This window comes from Acinetobacter septicus (assembly GCF_019355975.1).
GTDB lineage: Bacteria > Pseudomonadota > Gammaproteobacteria > Pseudomonadales > Moraxellaceae > Acinetobacter > Acinetobacter ursingii.
On sequence record NZ_CP079898.1, the window covers coordinates 2,258,275 to 2,277,536 of the forward strand.

At 41.8% G+C, this 19,262-nt stretch carries 12 protein-coding genes, 2 tRNA genes and 3 rRNA genes; 6 read left to right on the plus strand and 11 right to left on the minus strand.

Features of this window, described 5'->3' with window-relative positions:
• Positions 1 to 47: 47 nt before the first annotated feature.
• From rrf to I6L31_RS10835, 9 genes are all read right to left on the minus strand, one after another.
• A 5S ribosomal RNA gene (gene rrf / locus I6L31_RS10795) occupies positions 48 to 162 on the minus strand.
• Between the two features lie 174 nt (positions 163 to 336).
• Positions 337 to 3,230 (minus strand): 23S ribosomal RNA (locus I6L31_RS10800).
• Positions 3,231 to 3,650: 420 nt separating this feature from the next.
• Positions 3,651 to 3,726, minus strand: a tRNA-Ala gene (locus I6L31_RS10805).
• 55 nt (positions 3,727 to 3,781) lie between these two features.
• A tRNA-Ile gene (locus I6L31_RS10810) sits at positions 3,782 to 3,858 on the minus strand.
• A 177-nt stretch (positions 3,859 to 4,035) separates the two neighbouring features.
• A 16S ribosomal RNA gene (locus tag I6L31_RS10815) occupies positions 4,036 to 5,572 on the minus strand.
• The 16S, 23S and 5S rRNA genes sit together here with 2 tRNA genes alongside, the layout of an rRNA operon.
• 434 nt (positions 5,573 to 6,006) lie before the next feature.
• Entirely contained in the window at positions 6,007 to 6,573 is a 567-nt protein-coding gene (locus I6L31_RS10820) for a peptidylprolyl isomerase (RefSeq protein ID WP_005005466.1), read from the minus strand.
• Between the two features lie 153 nt (positions 6,574 to 6,726).
• Entirely contained in the window at positions 6,727 to 7,797 is a 1,071-nt protein-coding gene (locus tag I6L31_RS10825) for an alpha/beta hydrolase fold domain-containing protein (RefSeq protein WP_005005464.1), read from the minus strand.
• 731 nt (positions 7,798 to 8,528) lie between these two features.
• Positions 8,529 to 8,765: a hypothetical protein gene (locus I6L31_RS10830; RefSeq protein ID WP_005005459.1), complete on the minus strand. Its 237-nt coding sequence runs from the start codon at positions 8,763 to 8,765 to the stop codon at positions 8,529 to 8,531.
• A gap of 407 nt (positions 8,766 to 9,172) precedes the next feature.
• Positions 9,173 to 10,033: an MBL fold metallo-hydrolase gene (locus tag I6L31_RS10835; RefSeq protein WP_005005458.1), complete on the minus strand. Its 861-nt coding sequence runs from the start codon at positions 10,031 to 10,033 to the stop codon at positions 9,173 to 9,175.
• A 106-nt stretch (positions 10,034 to 10,139) separates the two neighbouring features.
• Between I6L31_RS10835 and I6L31_RS10840 the strand changes: the two genes are divergently transcribed.
• The 5 genes from I6L31_RS10840 to I6L31_RS10860 all read left to right on the plus strand — a co-directional run bounded on the left by I6L31_RS10840 (position 10,140) and on the right by I6L31_RS10860 (position 14,910).
• Complete coding sequence (locus tag I6L31_RS10840; RefSeq protein WP_035272530.1) at positions 10,140 to 11,033, plus strand: LysR family transcriptional regulator; 894 nt, start codon at positions 10,140 to 10,142, stop codon at positions 11,031 to 11,033.
• A gap of 158 nt (positions 11,034 to 11,191) precedes the next feature.
• Positions 11,192 to 11,737: a nucleotide exchange factor GrpE gene (gene grpE, locus I6L31_RS10845; RefSeq protein ID WP_004994585.1), complete on the plus strand. Its 546-nt coding sequence runs from the start codon at positions 11,192 to 11,194 to the stop codon at positions 11,735 to 11,737.
• 118 nt (positions 11,738 to 11,855) lie between these two features.
• Entirely contained in the window at positions 11,856 to 13,799 is a 1,944-nt protein-coding gene (gene dnaK, locus I6L31_RS10850) for a molecular chaperone DnaK (protein WP_004986251.1), read from the plus strand.
• A gap of 100 nt (positions 13,800 to 13,899) precedes the next feature.
• Positions 13,900 to 14,400, plus strand: coding sequence for an FUSC family protein (locus tag I6L31_RS10855; protein ID WP_004994587.1), 501 nt, complete (start codon positions 13,900 to 13,902; stop codon positions 14,398 to 14,400).
• Positions 14,401 to 14,520: 120 nt separating this feature from the next.
• A complete protein-coding gene (locus I6L31_RS10860) occupies positions 14,521 to 14,910 on the plus strand; it encodes a hypothetical protein (RefSeq protein WP_162897706.1) in 390 nt (129 codons plus the stop codon).
• Positions 14,911 to 14,979: 69 nt separating this feature from the next.
• Here I6L31_RS10860 and I6L31_RS10865 read toward each other — a convergent pair whose 3' ends face one another.
• A complete protein-coding gene (locus I6L31_RS10865) occupies positions 14,980 to 16,266 on the minus strand; it encodes a lytic murein transglycosylase (RefSeq protein WP_004994590.1) in 1,287 nt (428 codons plus the stop codon).
• 532 nt (positions 16,267 to 16,798) lie between these two features.
• Between I6L31_RS10865 and I6L31_RS10870 the strand changes: the two genes are divergently transcribed.
• Positions 16,799 to 17,824, plus strand: a complete 1,026-nt coding sequence (locus tag I6L31_RS10870; RefSeq protein ID WP_010326927.1) for an IS30-like element ISAba125 family transposase — start codon at positions 16,799 to 16,801, stop codon at positions 17,822 to 17,824.
• A 306-nt stretch (positions 17,825 to 18,130) separates the two neighbouring features.
• Here the strand turns inward: I6L31_RS10870 and I6L31_RS10875 are convergent, their stop codons facing one another.
• A complete protein-coding gene (locus tag I6L31_RS10875) occupies positions 18,131 to 19,252 on the minus strand; it encodes a 5-(carboxyamino)imidazole ribonucleotide synthase (protein WP_005005449.1) in 1,122 nt (373 codons plus the stop codon).
• Positions 19,253 to 19,262: the final 10 nt, after the last annotated feature.

The window sequence follows — 19,262 nt, forward strand, 5'->3', positions numbered from 1 at the left end:
AGAAAGCACCCCCTCTGCATAAGCGGAGGGGGTGCCTTAGATTTAAAAGCTGGCGATGACTTACTCTCACATGGCTAACGCCACACTACCATCAGCGCGAAGAGGTTTCACTTCTGAGTTCGGGAAGGGATCAGGTGGTTCACTCTTGCTATTGTCGCCAGCAAACTGTTGTGGTGCTTTGGGGTCTTATTCACATTACTTAATAATGTATGCCTTACTTACAAACCAAAGAGTTATTAACGGATTGGAAATTGAGTCGGTATTGTAACTAGTTTATTGACTAAATCAAGTTTTGTATTGAATTTATCTTGAATACAACAACTGTTTGGGTGTTGTATAGTCAAGCCTCACGAGCAATTAGTATTGGTCAGCTTCACATATCACTATGCTTCCACATCCAACCTATCAACGTCCTAGTCTTGAACGGCTCTTTAGGTGACATATAGTCACAGGGAAATCTTATCTTGAGGTAGGCTTCCCGCTTAGATGCTTTCAGCGGTTATCCCTTCCGAACATAGCTACCCGGCGATGCGACTGGCGTCACAACCGGTACACCAGAGGTTCGTCCACTCTGGTCCTCTCGTACTAGGAGCAGATCCTCTCAAATTTCCAGCGCCCACGGTAGATAGGGACCGAACTGTCTCACGACGTTCTAAACCCAGCTCGCGTACCTCTTTAAATGGCGAACAGCCATACCCTTGGGACCTGCTTCAGCCCCAGGATGAGATGAGCCGACATCGAGGTGCCAAACACCGCCGTCGATATGAACTCTTGGGCGGTATCAGCCTGTTATCCCCAGAGTACCTTTTATCCGTTGAGCGATGGCCCTTCCATACAGAACCACCGGATCACTAAGACCTACTTTCGTACCTGCTCGACTTGTGGGTCTCGCAGTTAAGCGCGCTTTTGCCTTTATACTCTACGCGTGATTTCCGACCACGCTGAGCGCACCTTCGTACTCCTCCGTTACTCTTTAGGAGGAGACCGCCCCAGTCAAACTACCCACCAGACATGGTCCTCGCCCCGGATTACGGGGCAGAGTTAGAACCTCAACATTACCAGGGTGGTATTTCAAGGATGGCTCCAATGTAACTGGCGTCACATCTTCATAGCCTCCCACCTATCCTACACAAGTAAGGTCAAAGTTCAATGTCAAGCTGCAGTAAAGGTTCACGGGGTCTTTCCGTCTAGCCGCGGGTACACTGCATCTTCACAGCGATTTCGATTTCACTGAGCCTCTGCTGGAGACAGCGCCGCCATCATTATGCCATTCGTGCAGGTCGGAACTTACCCGACAAGGAATTTCGCTACCTTAGGACCGTTATAGTTACGGCCGCCGTTTACTGGGGCTTCGATCAAGAGCTTCGCTTACGCTAACCCCATCAATTAACCTTCCAGCACCGGGCAGGCATCACACCCTATACGTCCACTTTCGTGTTTGCAGAGTGCTATGTTTTTAATAAACAGTTGCAGCGGCCTGGTTTCTGCGGCTGCCAAGCGCTCAGGGAGCAAGTCCCATCACCCTCAGCAGCGTACCTTCTCCCGAAGTTACGGTACCATTTTGCCTAGTTCCTTCAGCAGAGTTCTCTCAAGCGCCTTGGTCTACTCGACCTGACCACCTGTGTCGGTTTCGGGTACGATTCCTGTGTAACTGAAGCTTAGAGACTTTTCTTGGAAGTATGGTATCAGCCACTTCACTGTACAAGTACAGCTTGATATCGACTCTCAGCATAGAGCACCCCGGATTTGCCTAAGATGCATGCCTACTGTCTTCCACCTGGACAACCAACGCCAGGCTGACTTAACCTTCTCCGTCCTCTCATCGCATTACACAGAAGTATTGGAATATTAACCAATTTCCCATCGACTACGCCTTTCGGCCTCGCCTTAGGGGTCGACTCACCCAGCCCCGATTAACGTTGGACTGGAACCCTTGGTCTTTCGGCGAACGGGTTTTTCACCCGTTTTGTCGTTACTCACGTCAGCATTCGCACTTCTGATACCTCCAGCATGCTTCTCAACACACCTTCATCGGCTTACAGAACGCTCCCCTACCACGTAACTCTAAAGTTACATCCGCAGCTTCGGCACATAGTTTTAGCCCCGTTACATCTTCCGCGCAGGCCGACTCGACTAGTGAGCTATTACGCTTTCTTTAAAGGGTGGCTGCTTCTAAGCCAACCTCCTAGCTGTCTATGCCTTCCCACATCGTTTCCCACTTAACTATGATTTTGGGGCCTTAGCTGGCGGTCTGGATTGTTTTCCTCTTGACTACGGACGTTAGCACCCGCAGTCTGTCTCCCGGATAGTACTCATAGGTATTCGGAGTTTGCATCGGTTTGGTAAGTCGGGATGACCCCCTAGCCGAAACAGTGCTCTACCCCCTATGGTATTCGTCCGAGGCGCTACCTAAATAGCTTTCGGGGAGAACCAGCTATCACCAGGCTTGATTAGCCTTTCACCCCTATCCACAAGTCATCCCCTGGCTTTTCAACGACAGTGGGTTCGGTCCTCCAGTTAGTGTTACCCAACCTTCAACCTGCTCATGGATAGATCGCCTGGTTTCGGGTCTATACCCAGCAACTAAACGCCCTATTAAGACTCGATTTCTCTACGGCTCCCCTATGCGGTTAACCTTGCTACTGAATATAAGTCGCTGACCCATTATACAAAAGGTACGCAGTCACCGAACAAGTCGGCTCCCACTGCTTGTATGCATGCGGTTTCAGGATCTATTTCACTCCCCTCACAGGGGTTCTTTTCGCCTTTCCCTCACGGTACTGGTTCACTATCGGTCAGTCAGGAGTATTTAGCCTTGGAGGATGGTCCCCCCATATTCAGACAAGGTTTCACGTGCCTCGCCCTACTCGTCATCATGATGTGTGCCCTTTCGTGTACGGGACTATCACCCTCTACGGTCGCACTTCCCAGAGCGTTCCGCTAAAACACACATCACTTAATGGGCTGATCCCCGTTCGCTCGCCGCTACTAAGGGAATCTCAATTGATTTCTTTTCCTAAGGGTACTGAGATGTTTCACTTCCCCTCGTTCGCCTCAATAACCTATGTATTCAGTTATTGATACCTACCTTATAGTAGGTGGGTTCCCCCATTCAGACATCTCCGGATCAATGGATATTTGCCGCCTCCCCGGAGCTTTTCGCAGGCTATCACGTCTTTCTTCGCCTCTGACTGCCAAGGCATCCACCACATGCACTTAATTACTTGACTATACAACCCCAAACAGTCGTTAATACCTACAAGTAGTATTACCAACATTACAGTTTGAAGTACTGTGCATTTAAGCACCATACAGCTTCAATCTAAATTCATATACCAAAACGCTTGATTCAGTTAATTTGCTAGTTCTCAATTAACTCTAAGATCAGAATGACTTCTTCTCTCTTTGTTATTGAGTGAACAATTTATTTCAGACTCAATTCTCAATCTGTTAATGAATTAATGTAACCTCGTCAGCTACATTAAACTGTGATTAATCACAGAGCTTAATAAATCATTATATTTACTAAGCTCTATAATTATCTTAGCTTCAAGCTCCATCATATGTGTGCCTGCGCACAGCATAGCTGTTTGCTTAAATTTCAAGGAAAATCCTTAAAGCGATGCTTTAAGTTTTCTGTTCTTGAAATTTGGTGGAGACTAGGAGAGTCGAACTCCTGACCTCCTGCGTGCAAAGCAGGCGCTCTACCAACTAAGCTAAGTCCCCAGCTTATATCATTTACGTATCTTTAACTCTGTACTCATTAATCTATTCGTCAGAATGGTGGGTCTGACAAGACTTGAACTTGTGACCCCACGCTTATCAAGCGTGTGCTCTAACCAACTGAGCTACAGACCCTGAGAAATAAAAAAAGAGATTAATAATCTCTTTTTTTATTTCGCAAGACAAGCGCAGCGCGTAGTGCATGACTTATCTCTGAAATTAAAAGAGAAAACTCGTTCCTTTTCTATCTTTCATTCAGATACCAGAAGAACAACTTGTTGTGGATTCTTACCAATCAACCAATCTTTTCGTTAAGGAGGTGATCCAGCCGCAGGTTCCCCTACGGCTACCTTGTTACGACTTCACCCCAGTCATCGGCCACACCGTGGTGAACGTCCTCTTTGCAGTTAGACTATCCACTTCTGGTGCAACAAACTCCCATGGTGTGACGGGCGGTGTGTACAAGGCCCGGGAACGTATTCACCGCGGCATTCTGATCCGCGATTACTAGCGATTCCGACTTCATGGAGTCGAGTTGCAGACTCCAATCCGGACTACGATCGGCTTTTTGAGATTAGCATCCTATCGCTAGGTAGCAACCCTTTGTACCGACCATTGTAGCACGTGTGTAGCCCTGGTCGTAAGGGCCATGATGACTTGACGTCGTCCCCGCCTTCCTCCAGTTTGTCACTGGCAGTATCCTTAAAGTTCCCACCCAAAGTGCTGGCAAATAAGGAAAAGGGTTGCGCTCGTTGCGGGACTTAACCCAACATCTCACGACACGAGCTGACGACAGCCATGCAGCACCTGTATGTAAGTTCCCGAAGGCACCAATCCATCTCTGGAAAGTTCTTACTATGTCAAGACCAGGTAAGGTTCTTCGCGTTGCATCGAATTAAACCACATGCTCCACCGCTTGTGCGGGCCCCCGTCAATTCATTTGAGTTTTAGTCTTGCGACCGTACTCCCCAGGCGGTCTACTTATCGCGTTAGCTGCGCCACTAATCCCTCAAAGAGACCAACGGCTAGTAGACATCGTTTACGGCATGGACTACCAGGGTATCTAATCCTGTTTGCTCCCCATGCTTTCGTACCTCAGCGTCAGTGTTAGGCCAGATGGCTGCCTTCGCCATCGGTATTCCTCCAGATCTCTACGCATTTCACCGCTACACCTGGAATTCTACCATCCTCTCCCACACTCTAGCTAACCAGTATCGAATGCAATTCCCAAGTTAAGCTCGGGGATTTCACATCCGACTCAATTAGCCGCCTACGCACGCTTTACGCCCAGTAAATCCGATTAACGCTCGCACCCTCTGTATTACCGCGGCTGCTGGCACAGAGTTAGCCGGTGCTTATTCTGCGAGTAACGTCCAGTAGCTGGTAGTATTAATACCAGTACCCTCCTCCTCGCTTAAAGTGCTTTACAACCATAAGGCCTTCTTCACACACGCGGCATGGCTGGATCAGGGTTCCCCCCATTGTCCAATATTCCCCACTGCTGCCTCCCGTAGGAGTCTGGGCCGTGTCTCAGTCCCAGTGTGGCGGATCATCCTCTCAGACCCGCTACAGATCGTCGCCTTGGTAGGCCTTTACCCCACCAACTAGCTAATCCGACTTAGGCTCATCTATTAGCGCAAGGTCCGAAGATCCCCTGCTTTCTCCCGTAGGACGTATGCGGTATTAGCATCCCTTTCGAAATGTTGTCCCCCACTAATAGCCAGATTCCTAAGTATTACTCACCCGTCCGCCGCTAAGATCAGTAGCAAGCTACTTCTCTCCGCTCGACTTGCATGTGTTAAGCCTGCCGCCAGCGTTCAATCTGAGCCATGATCAAACTCTTCAGTTAAAATCATTTTGCGTCTTTCTTAAAGAACAAGACGCCAATTCTGGCTCATCAATTACTGACAAATTCTCTCAAATAAACTTCGAGTAATTTAAACCAATTAATCAATGATAATATTTCGATCAATCAATTAGTAAAAATCCACACAAGTTGTTCTTCTATTCTCTTAATGATCTATTCCTCACCTCGTCAGTAAGAAATTCAACTCAATACAAATCCTTCAACCTTAACCCTAAAAGCCAAGATCTTCATCGTGTATCGCGTCGGGATGAGTGCATTATAGGGCAATTCCCTACACAAGCAAGCCCCTTTAACTCATTGTTTTATTGAGTGTTCTATTTTTGTGCATCAATTCAGTTTATTTTATAATCAAAACCACTGTAACCATTTATTTGTAAAGCAGAAATATTAATTTCATATTTCTGCTTTATTGTTTGTTATTTAGCACTTTTTTGTGGCTTGATTTGCACACTCAGGATTTTAATCGGTTGTTTGGGCACATTTTGATAAGAACCCATAGTCGTTGTTGGAACTTTAACAATTTTATCGACCACATCCATGCCCTTTGTGACTTTACCAAACACTGCATATCCTGCATCTACTGGAGAAGCATTCAGGAAGTTATTATCTGCAACATTAATGAAGAATTGGCTAGTTGCAGAATTTGGGTTACTGGTACGCGCCATTGCTAAAGTACCACGCGTATTTTTAAGTCCGTTACTTGCTTCATTTTTGATTGCTGGTCGAGTCGCTTTTTCTTTAAGGTTGACATCCATGCCACCGCCTTGAACCATGAATCCAGGAATAACGCGATGAAAAATTGTTCCTGTATAAAAGTTGCTTTTTACATAAGTTTCAAAATTTTTGCTAGAAATTGGAGCTTGATCATTAAAAAGCTCAATCTCAATATTGCCCATAGAGGTTTTCATTTCAACGAATGTATTTGCAAATACATTAATACTCATTAAACACCCCGTTGCCATTAAAGCGACTTTCTTTAACATGGTTTTTCCTTTTCTATCTCTATAGCGACCAAATTGCTAGCCAGACTAGCATAGTATGTTCATGATCTATTTTTATAATATTGTTATTTGGATTATCAAAAAGGTGTTCCACGTGAAACACCTTTTATCTTTGATTTATCGTCTTGATTTCAATTAGGCGTGTTTATCCCAAAACTTTCTAAATGATTTACTCATTTGTACAAGATTGGCTTTGGCTTTACGTGAAACAGGTGTCAGGTTAATAAAACCATGGGTTTGATCCAGATATTCATCATATTGGACCTTAACCCCATTCTGACGCAATTTATGACTATAAATCTCACCCTCATCGTGTAGCACATCATGACCAGCCGTCACTACATATGCGGGTGCTATTTTTTTCAAATTTCCATAGGTAGGTGAAATCACTGGATCTGTTAATTCAATATGATGTTGGGTTGCGTAGTAATCTGTGACGTAATCGATATCACGACCTGTCAACACCAAACCATCTTTATAGGCATAAAAAGAGGGATGACGGCTTTTAAAGTCTACGGCTGGATAAATCAAGAATTGAGCTTGTGGTGCATAAGACTTACCAATGGTTCGTTGAGCCACCACGGTGCTGATATTGCCGCCTGCGCTATCGCCTGCCACTGCAATACGATTTTTTAGAATTTTAAAATAGTGGCGGTTTTGATAAACCCAAGCCAACGCATCTTCACAGGACTGAATTAAATGTTTAGGAGAAAATTCTGGAGCGAGCGGATATTCAATACTTAATATTTGCACATTGGCTGATTTAGCAATCAGGCGACAAGCTTCATCATGCGTATCGACATTACCAACCACAAAACCACCACCATGATAAAACACCACCATAGGCAGCTTTTTATTTGGATGCGGATGATAATGTCTGGCAAAGATGGTACCACTTTGTAAAGGTAAACGAATATCTTCTACAAACTCTAATGGTGTTGGTTTGCGTCGAATCGCCTGCATTTGTAGTTCAAACATTTGGCGGGAACGGTCAACATTTTCATCGATAAAACCCGAATACCCCTGTTTGTACTGCACTGCCATCAAGCATTTAGTGAAACTATCAAGTTGGGGATACTGATAGGGATAGCCCAGTAATTTAACAATGGACTCCTGAACAAAAGCAGGGAGTTTGTCTAATGCGCGCGCTGCTGGTCCCTGCCCTTTTTCTAATAATGCCTGAAGCTTTTGCTGCGATAGATTCACTGATTTCTCCCTTCAAATTGCTGTTATTCATTTTTTCTACATATTCAAGCGTGTCTTGACTATATGCGCATACAAGACACCTAATCAAGTTACATTTCCTTAATTTTTCCTACGCTAATCGCAACCACAATAAAAGTCATTGACTCAAACCTGAAATGGCATTGGATAGTTTTGTCATTGGTTAGATCAAAAATAAGGAGCAGTAAAATGAAAGTAATTTTGATCTCACTTGTCACTGCATTGCTTGCAGTTGGATGTGTAGTTTTACCTGAAGATCACAATCATCGGCATAGTGATCGATATGACTATGATCGAAACGATGATGGATATAACAGAAAAGGTCACTGGAACAGAGATCATGATCGCTGGGATCATGCTAATGGGGGTTGGAGATATGCGGATCGTCCCTAATATCTATACTCGTTAAATAACGTCGTTCAAATAAATCAAAGCCTAAATCTACGGAGATTTAGGCTTTGATTTGGTTCGTACTCAAGCATCCTGCCTTATTTACTGTACGGCCATTTGCAACAAACATCCTGTTCGCTATGGAGCTACTATAATTGATGACTAAAGCCTTGCCTGAGGGCAATCGACCGAAGTATCTGTACGTCATATCTTCGCTGAATGTCGGCTTTGAACGTTTCAAATGAGTAGCAGCTCATCTAAAACTGAGTGTTATGGTGGCATCCAATGATCACTTTCATTCACCGCATCGCAGACAAAAAATATTATTGAACGGGTGCAGACTCAGGGGCAACTTGTGGTTGTTCAGGAGATGCCTGTACAGGTTGAGTCTGTGTTGAAGTATCCGCTTGTACTGCTACACCACCCTGCACACCCGTTGCTTCTGGGCTTGCAGACGCTTGTGTAGAACCTGAAGCATTTAAGCCAGCTTCCGAAGCACAGCCTACTGCTGTGAATGCTACACCTGCGAATACCAATGATAATAGACCAAGTTTCTTCATGTTTCTTTCCTTTCATTATGACGAAAATTTGCAAAGTCCAACTTTGCGCTGCCTATGATTCACAATTTCTTCTGGTCAAACTCACATCATTGGTTGGTGTTTATAGAGTTAGACGTACATGTTCTGCAATTTTTTTTAACTAAACGCCATTTTGCTAAAAACAGAGCTTTAAATCATAAAAGCCGCGCTAACTTGTTATCCAACTTTTATTTTTTAATTTTAAATTGCAGGAGAATGATCATAAATCTGGATGTTTACGTTATATAAATCACCTAAAACCATAATAAATTGTTACATCGTAATTGAGGGCTTTTTGCAGTACTTATCGTACATACAGGCCCATTCTTTTTGAATGAGCCCATTTTGCAAAGATGAAATTTCACAGAGTTTTGAAATTATGCCTCAAATTAAGGCCATTTCATTTCACCTTTAACTACCTTTGCACCCAAATCCAGAGTATCTGTTTCTTTGAGATCAGGATATTGTTGTTGCATTGTTTGAGAAAGTTGTTGTGCAGTTTTTGTGGTTTTTACTGCTTTCTCATAATTGTTTAAATAGTCCAATGAAAAATTCACGGCAGCTAAATTTTCTGGCGCATTTTCGAGCATATGTGCAGGTACGACTATTTCCGGCTGAAGAGCCTTGATCGCTTGCAGTGTACCAATGACTTCAGCACGATCTTTGGTTCTAGGCGTATCCGCCATCCATAAATGAATGCCCGATGACACTGGAATCCCTCCCACCACGGCTTTGATTGACGGAATCCATAAATAAGTCAATTCATGATTTCCCTTTATCTCGATCTGTTCATTTTCCAGTTGGAGTGTTTTGCCAGTGAATGCTTGTGGAATGATGATGCTCTCAGGTGCATTGACACCCATTTTAGGAGACCAATACTGCACTTTTAAGACCTGAGTATCTTGAATGTGCTTTACTGTTTCTGGCATTGCGATGATTTTGGCATTTGGAAAATACTGCTTAAATACATCCAGACCGAAATAAAAGTCTGGATCACCATAACTAACAAAAATGGTTTTTAACGTCTTACCACTATCCAGAATATCAGCAGCCACTCGCAGTGCTTCTGATTTGGAAAATTGTGCATTCACCAAGATCACTTCTTTCTCCCCTTCAATCAAAGTCGAAGTCACACCAAAATGTTGTGGTTGAGCTAAAAAGTTTTTGAGGATCAATGATTGAGCCAGTACCATTTGAGAAAATAAAGCTGAGGTGACTGCGGCTAAAATAGGTGCTTTTAAACTGCGCATGACTAAATCCAGATAAATAAATAGCACTTTAAATTGCAATTTGTATCAGATAAAGCCGCTAATTCAAGATAAACTATTACAAATAATGCAACAATCAGATGTCATGATGGATACTATAAAAGCCATGCAAGTCTTTGTTCGTATTGCAGAACAAGGCAGCCTGAGTCGTGCCGCCGAGCAACTTAATTATTCTCGAGCCATGGTGTCACGTTATCTGGATCATTTGGAACAAACGTTTTCTGTACGCCTATTTCAGCGGAACACCCGTAAAATCTCGCTGACCCCTGCGGGTGAAAAAGCTTTACTGTATTGTGAAAATATTTTACAGCAGCAGGCGTTACTGTTTGAATTGGCTGCGCATGAACAACAAACGGGTACAATCCGTCTCACCTGCGGTTTATTTTTATATCAAATGGGGTTGAATGAATGCCTACGTGCGTTTAAACGACAACACCCGCATATTCAATTTGAAGTAATTCTCACTGAAAATACTGTTGATTTAATTGATCATCAGATGGATTTGGCGCTTCGCATCACTCAAAAGGTGGCTGATGGTTTAATTGCGCGCCCCGTACACGAGATCAAATCAATTTTTTGCGCACATCCCGATTATTTGGCTCAGCATTCTCAGCTGTCACATCCAAGTCAGCTTTTACAGTATAACTGTATTACCCATCAACATGCCAGTCAGTATTGGACGTTGTTTAATGTCGAACAGCAGCCCCAGAATTACCCTTTAAATAGCACCTTTAAAAGCAATGACGTAAATGCTTTGTATGATATGTGTATCAATGCGCAAGGAGTTGCGATGTTACCTGCACGATTGGTGCAAAATGATTTAATTCGCGGGCGATTAATTCAGGTGTTGGCTGATTTTTCTGCACCAGATTTGACGCTCTCATTGGTGTATGTGTCTCGTCAACATTTACCCAGAATCATTCAGCAATTTATTGCTTTTTTAATCGAACACCTCGATTTTTACTTAAATAAAGAAAATTAAAGAGATTTAAATATAACAGCATGCTTGAATTTTTAAAGGATGACCTTACTTCATTCATCAAGAATCAAAACTCATGGCAGTTCAGCATAATGCTGTTTTAAACACCGATGCCAAAAGGACTGTACATGTTTAAAAACCCATTTAAACGGAGATCATCAATGGCTAATGAGCAAAACGAGCAAGCTCAAGACATTCAAAATGAGCAACAAACTGAACAAACTCAAGCTGAAGGTGTAGAGCAAGCAAACGAACTTAGCGTTGAAGATTTACAAGCTCAAATCACTAAACTCGAAGAAAGCCTAAAACTTGAAAAAGCACGTGCAGCCAATGCGATGTATGAAGCTGAAAAAGTCAAGGAGCGTGCTGAGCGCGAAGCAGATACAGCCAAAAAATTTGCGCTGGAAAAATTTGCTAAAAGCTTGCTTGATTCAGTGGACAATCTGGAACGCGCGATTCAGGCAGCAGGCAATGAGCCATCACCTTTATTAGAAGGTGTGCAGCTCACTTTAAAATCATTATTAAACACTTTAGAGAAGTTCGATATTGTCGCTGTAGATACTGAGCATGGTTTTAATGCAGATCTTCATCAGGCTGTGGGTATTGATCCAAATGCCAAGTCAGGTGAGATCGGTACTGTTTTACAAAAAGGCTATACCCTTTCTGGTCGTTTATTACGCCCAGCAATGGTCATGGTTGGTCAATAATGAATAAAAGTTGAGCGTTTTTTGATTTTTTTTCATAAAAATCCTTGAAAAAAAACAATTAACTCTCATATCGAATAACAAGCAAAAACATTGCAAAAAAATTTGAGGAATACACCAAATGGCAAAGATTATTGGTATTGACTTAGGTACAACCAACTCATGTGTTGCGGTACTTGAAGGCGATAAAGTTAAAGTCATCGAAAATGCAGAAGGTGCACGTACCACTCCATCGATTATTGCGTATAAAGATGGTGAAATCTTGGTGGGTCAGTCTGCAAAACGTCAAGCTGTGACTAACCCAAAAAATACATTATTCGCGATCAAACGTTTGATTGGTCGTCGTTATGATGATGCTGCGGTACAAAAAGACATCGGTCTTGTCCCTTACAAAATCATCAAAGCAGACAATGGTGATGCTTGGGTTGAAGTCAACGACAAGAAACTTGCTCCACAACAAGTATCTGCTGAAATCTTGAAAAAGATGAAAAAAACAGCCGAAGACTACTTGGGCGAAACGGTTACTGAAGCCGTGATTACTGTTCCTGCATACTTTAACGATGCGCAACGTCAAGCGACTAAAGATGCTGGTAAAATTGCAGGTCTTGATGTTAAACGTATCATCAACGAACCAACGGCTGCGGCACTTGCGTTCGGTATGGACAAAAAAGAAGGCGACCGTAAAGTTGCAGTTTATGACTTGGGTGGTGGTACATTCGACGTATCAATCATTGAAATCGCAGACCTTGATGGCGATCAGCAAATTGAAGTGTTATCAACCAATGGTGATACATTCTTGGGTGGTGAAGACTTTGATAATGCCTTGATTGAATACTTGGTTGAAGAATTCAAGAAAGAACAAAGTGTTAATCTGAAAAATGATCCACTTGCATTACAACGTTTGAAAGAAGCGGCTGAAAAAGCAAAAATCGAGCTTTCTTCATCAAATGCCACTGAAATCAATCTGCCATATATCACGGCTGATGCGACTGGTCCTAAACACTTAGTGATCAACGTAACACGTGCAAAACTTGAAGGTTTGGTTGCAGATTTGGTTGCCCGTACCATTGAACCTTGTAAAATTGCATTGAAAGATGCAGGTTTATCAACTTCTGAAATTTCTGACGTAATCTTGGTCGGTGGTCAGTCTCGTATGCCACTTGTACAACAAAAAGTACAAGAATTCTTCGGTAAAGAGCCACGTAAAGACGTGAACCCTGATGAAGCAGTTGCGATTGGTGCGGCAATTCAAGGTGCAGTGTTGTCTGGTGACAAAACTGACGTACTTTTATTAGACGTAACACCATTAACTTTAGGTATCGAAACAATGGGCGGTGTATTAACACCAATCATTGAGAAAAACACCACGATTCCTGCGAAGAAATCACAAGTGTTCTCTACTGCTGCTGACAACCAGCCTGCTGTAGACATTTCGGTTTACCAAGGTGAACGTAAAATGGCTCAACAAAACAAATTGTTGGGTAATTTCCAGTTAGGCGATATCCCACCTGCTCCACGTGGTGTACCGCAAATTGAAGTATCGTTCGACATCAACGCGGATGGTATCTTGAAAGTATCTGCGAAAGATAAGAGCACGGGTAAAGAGCAATCGATCCAGATCAAAGCAAACTCAGGTTTGTCTGATGCTGAAATCGATGCCATGATCAAAGATGCTGAGGCGAATGCTGAAGAAGACCGTAAGTTTGAAGAGTTAGCAAAAGCACGTAATGAAGCGGATGCTTTAGTGTCTAGCTCAAACAAAGCAGTCAAAGATCTGGGTGATAAAGTCACTGAAGATGAAAAAACTGCAATCGCTACTGCGGTTTCTGAGCTTGAAGCAGCCACTAAAGAAAACGATGTGGATGATATCAAAGCAAAAACCGAAGCATTACAAAACATCTTGATGCCAATCACGCAACGTGCTTATGAGCAAGCACAAGGTGCTGGCGGCGCAGAAGGTTTTGATCCAAATGCCTTCCAAGGTGGTGATGCTGGTCAACAACAAAAAGCGGACGATGGCGTGGTAGATGCTGAGTTCACAGAAGTAAAAGACGACAAAAAATAATTTGTCTCTTTAAGAAGACCGCGCGAAAGCGCGGTTTTTTATTCATTTTAAATAAAGTGATGTATTATTTTAAAAAGAATAGACCATTTTAAATTCTCAAATGAATAAAAGTAGTTCAGCTCAAATTCAATACATTATTAAAATTCTGACCTGCACCATTATTATCAGCATAATTTCAATCATTTTTGATAAAGACAAAACTTCAAATTTCTTCTTATGGGCAACGTTAACGAGCTTCTTTACCCTCCAAGCAGATCAAAATATTAAAGTTAATTTTAATCAAATTACGGGCAATATTATTGGCTCAATAGTTGGAATTTTAATTTGGTTTTTAATTTTTTCTGCCTCACATTATGTCGCGTATATTAATTTGGAATATTGGTTTTTAATTCTTGGAATTTTTCTTACGACTCTGATTTGTATTATTGTCAGACATACTGAATATTGTGGAATTGCTTTAGCCAGCTTTTTGATCGTGACGATTTATGATGTCGCTCATCAAACCATTGAAGGTGCATTATTTCGAATTGTATTCTGTGCGGCAGGCTGCTTCATCGCCTATCTCGTTGATATTGTTGTGCGTAGATGGATGTACAAATAATTTATAATATAAAAATAATCCGACAATAATTTTTGTAATTTGTTAAAACCTGAGAGTACCTAGAGTCGAAATCGTATTCAGATTCATGTTATGGTGCTAGATGAATCTAATGAACAGGCAATGGAGATCGACGTGAGTTACTATCATATCTTGATTGAAGTGAATGATCTAATCAGTACGATTGAGCAAACACGTGATATTGAAATTCTTGATATCATTGAAATTCAGCCTTATCTCCATTCAATTTTATTGCCCTATTTCAATGAGCAGGAAATTGAACTCGAAGATGAAAATATCGAATTTAAGGATATTTTACATCTGGAAGTGAAACAAACTCTCTTACCAATTGAACATCTGATCGAAGAAGAACAAAAACTCTTACCCAGTGATACCGATGTCACCATCACCGCCTATGAAATTTTTAATGATCGTGAACTGAGTCAGGATGTCACTACTGTGATTATGGACATTCTTGAAGCGGTCAAACTGGATCAATCCCCGATCGAGTAAAACCATTACATACAGTAAAAGGTCTACACATGTAGACCTTTTATGTTTTTATCAACCAACATTTAAAAACTACTGCATCATTTTTACCGCTTGCTGGGTGCGAATCGCTTTTAAAATCTGCTGCCCTGCCCGACCTGTTGGATTTAGACCCAAACGAGTTTGTTCCTGACGAATCGCCTGACGAGATTTATCTCCAATCAAACCATCAACTTCACCAATATCATAACCACGGCTGACTAAATAACGCTGAATTTCACGGCGTTCAGCGCGCGATGTACCAGGATCATCCGTCGGCCATGAGCTGACAAATGGCCCTGTTCCTTTTAGACGATCAGATAAATGGGCAATCGCCAAGCCATAGCTTTCGGCCGCATTGTAACTATAAATGGCATCAAAGTTTTTAAACACTAAAAATGCGGGGCCATTTGCACCTGCGGGTGTCATGAGACCTGCTGGTGTGGATGAGGTGAGATTTCCCTGTATTAGAGGTGATCCATCCATTCGAGTCAGACCTCGCTGTTCCCAACTACTCAATGGTTTTTTATTACGTCGCCCTTCTCCACTTATAGAGATATTTTCTGGAATTTTGACCTCAAATCCCCACGGCATGCCCGTTTGCCAACCTGCTTGTTTCAAGAAATTCGCGGTCGATGCCAATGCATCTGGCACACTTGAAACCAAATCACGGCGACCATCACCATCAAAATCAACCGCTAAGCGCTCATAGGTGGACGGCATAAATTGAGTATGACCAAATGCTCCTGCCCATGAGCCTTTCAACTGATCTTCCCTTAAGTCACCGCGCTGTAAAATGCGTAGCGTGGCAAAAAACTCACTGCGAAAATAGCTTTGACGGCGTCCTTCACAGCTTAATGTTCCCAAAGCCTGTAATAACGGATATTTTCCAGAAATATCACCAAAATTACTTTCCACACCCCAAACCGCGACGATGGTTTCTGGTGGTACACCATAGGCCTGCGAAGCACGATTCAGCACATCGCGATATTGCGCCATTTTTTGTTGACCTGCCTGTACCCGTTCATCATCTACTAAGCCCGAAAGATAGTCCCAAATTGGTGTTGAGAACTCAGGCTGATAATTTAATTTATCAATTACCGAATAATCAGGACTTAAATTTTGCGTATAACGATCATAAGTGGCTGCACTGACACCTGAAGCAACCGCTTGTGAACGCAAATTGGCAATACAACCCTGAAAATCATTTTGGGGTGAAAAACTGCTCGCTGCGGGTGTTGTTGTAGTTGTAGAAATGCTTGCACCATTCATAATGAGTTCAGCTTGGGCTTGAGTCGCTAGAAAAAAACAGGAAGAAAGAAAGAAAGGCAAACGTCGCATTGTTATCAGCACCATTTTTGAATTCAAAGTTTGATTTTACCTTAGCATTTAGATGGCACGATGACAGATAAGTTTGGTAACTTTGAATTCATTTTTATCATTTTAAATTCATCATCGAGCGATGCTTTTAAATTCAAACTTTTCCATCACATTATTTTTAAATTCAAAAATCGTTTTTCCATTTAAATTCAAAACATGTTCAGCATGATGCTATGTCAAAATATTGAATTAAAACCAAGAATTCGTGATTTTTTAGTATTTATAATGACTTAGACAGCATCCTATACAGTTTATAACGATCACTTGTTTTGAATTCAAACTTTAGGATACGCACCGATCGCCACTTTAAATTCAAACACCACTCACCACAGTATCTGTGGATAACCTTACGCTTGGTTTTTGAGTTTAAAATACAGAATATAAAAAGCCTACTTTTGAATTCAAAAATATTCTTCATCATCGACGTATTTTATTAGTCGGCAGAGTAAAACTTGAAGTGCGACATAAACCACCTAATTAATTTAAAGGGTTTATGGAGTATATAAAATTGTCATACCATCATCTTAACTTTGAAGATCGTACTGCATTAATGCTTGAGTCAAGAAAAGAAGGCTTTTCAGCCAGAAAATTTGCTGAACTTATTAAAAGACATCCTAGTACGATCTATCGTGAGCTTAAAAGAAATAGCATCAATGACGTTTATCAAGCTCGATATGCTTCTGATAACACCTTCGCTAGACGTAGACGTGGTCACAGAAAACTCAAAATCGATTCAATCCTCTGGAAATTTATTGTTGAAGCGATCCGTTGTTTATGGTCTCCTCAGCAAATAGCAAAGCGTTTAAAGACATTTCCTGATTTGGATCAAACAATGAATGTAAGCCATACAACGATTTATTCAACGATACGCGCATTACCAAAGGGTGAGTTGAAAAAAGACTTATTATCCTGTCTGCGTCATGAAAATAAAAAGCGAAAAGCTAACGGTGAACCTAAAAAAGATTCTATATTACAGGATATTAAAACTATTCATGAGCGCCCAGCCGAAGTTCAAGAAAGAAAAATACCGGGTCATTGGGAAGCTGATTTAATTAAAGGTAAAGACAATAAAAGTTCGATAGCAACACTTATTGAACGAAATACACGGCTCTGTATCTTGGCAACATTACCTGATGCAAAGGCAGAATCAGTGCGCAAGGCTTTAACTGAAGCTCTGAAATATTTACCTGCAGAACTGCGTAAAACGTTGACCTATGACCGTGGACGCGAGATGGCAGAACATAAAATACTTGAAGAAGATTTAGGCATAGATGTATATTTCTGTGACCCACATTCACCCTGGCAAAAAGGCACATGCGAAAATATGAATGGTTTAATTAGGCAATATTTACCTAAAGGGATTGATTTAAATCAGGCAGATCAGCATTATTTAAATCAAGTTGCCATGTCACTGAATACTCGTCCTAGAAAAGCGTTAGATTGGCTTACACCATTAGAGAAATTTGCTCAGCTTGTTGATTATCATAAGACTTTTCAAACTGTCGCACCTCATGTTTGAATTCGCCGTCCTTTGTATTTCTTCCTTATGGATAAAAATAAAGAGACCTTAAATAGTCATCAAAGATAATTTAAATTCAAAATAAAAAGCCTAGATTTTATTACCATTTGAATTCAAATTTTTAGCCATTTATTGTTGAAGTAAAGATAGGTTTTATCTAATCAAAGCTTGTTAAAAAATAACCAAATTTATGCGACTTGACGAGATGAATAAGATAAAAGGTCAGATTGAAAGGCGGTCTAGCAAAATAAATCACAAAAAAACGACCAGTATTTTGATCGTTTTTTTGGAGCTAAAATTTAAAAATTACAGCGTCATATCGGCTTTTAAGGCCAATGGCTCAGGTAAAATCTGCGCTAATTGGCGGCATAAACCGACCAAATCCTCGCTATTCACAGGCATTAAGGTGATATGACCGAGTTTACGGCCTTCACGCTCTGTTTTATTGTACAGATGTAAATGCGCGCCATTTAAAGCTAAAACATCTTCAGATTTTGGATGTTGCCCAATGATATTGACCATCACGGTTGGACGTATCACATCTGTTGAACCTAATGGCAAACCCGCCACCGCCCGAATATGATTTTCGAACTGTGAGCACACCGCACCTTCAATCGACCAATGTCCTGAATTATGTACACGTGGTGCCATTTCATTGGCAAATAGGCCTTGCTCAGTCACAAACAATTCAAGAGTGAGTACACCAACATAATTCAGATGATTGAGTAAACGCGTGATGTAATCCTGTGCAACAGGTTGCAAATCAATGCTGTTCGGTGCAGGCACAATTGAATGCGATAAAATCCCATGATGATGATGATTTTCAGCCAACGGCCAAGTCTTGACTTCACCATTTTGGCCACGCACGGCAATAATGGACACTTCACGCGAGAAAGTCACAAAACTTTCCGCAATCAAGGATTGTGCAGGCCCCAGTTCAGCCCAAGCTTGCTCGATCTGATCGGCTTGACGCAAGACAAATTGTCCCTTGCCATCATAACCACCTGTCGCGGTTTTTAATACAATCGGCAAGCCTAGCTCGGACACAGCTTGTTTTAGTGAGTCTAGACTATCGACCGCTTTAAACGGTGCAACTGGAATATCAAGCTGATTAAATAGAGTCTTTTCCGAGAGTCGATTTTGCGCAATCGCGAGTGCCTGACGTGGCGGATAAATTGATTTGGTTTGACTTAGAGCATCCACATCTTCAAGCGGCGTATTTTCAAACTCAAGACTAAATACATCGGCACTTTGAATAAAAGCACTTAAACCATGTTCTGCCTGACTTGAAAAAACATGTCCAAGCGCTGCGGCTGGACAATCTTGCTGGGCTTCAAAAAAAGTACATTGAATATTTAATGGTAATGCAGCTTGAGCCATCATGCGACCCAGTTGGCCACCACCAAATATTCCGATGGTTTTATCCATGATTGCCTCG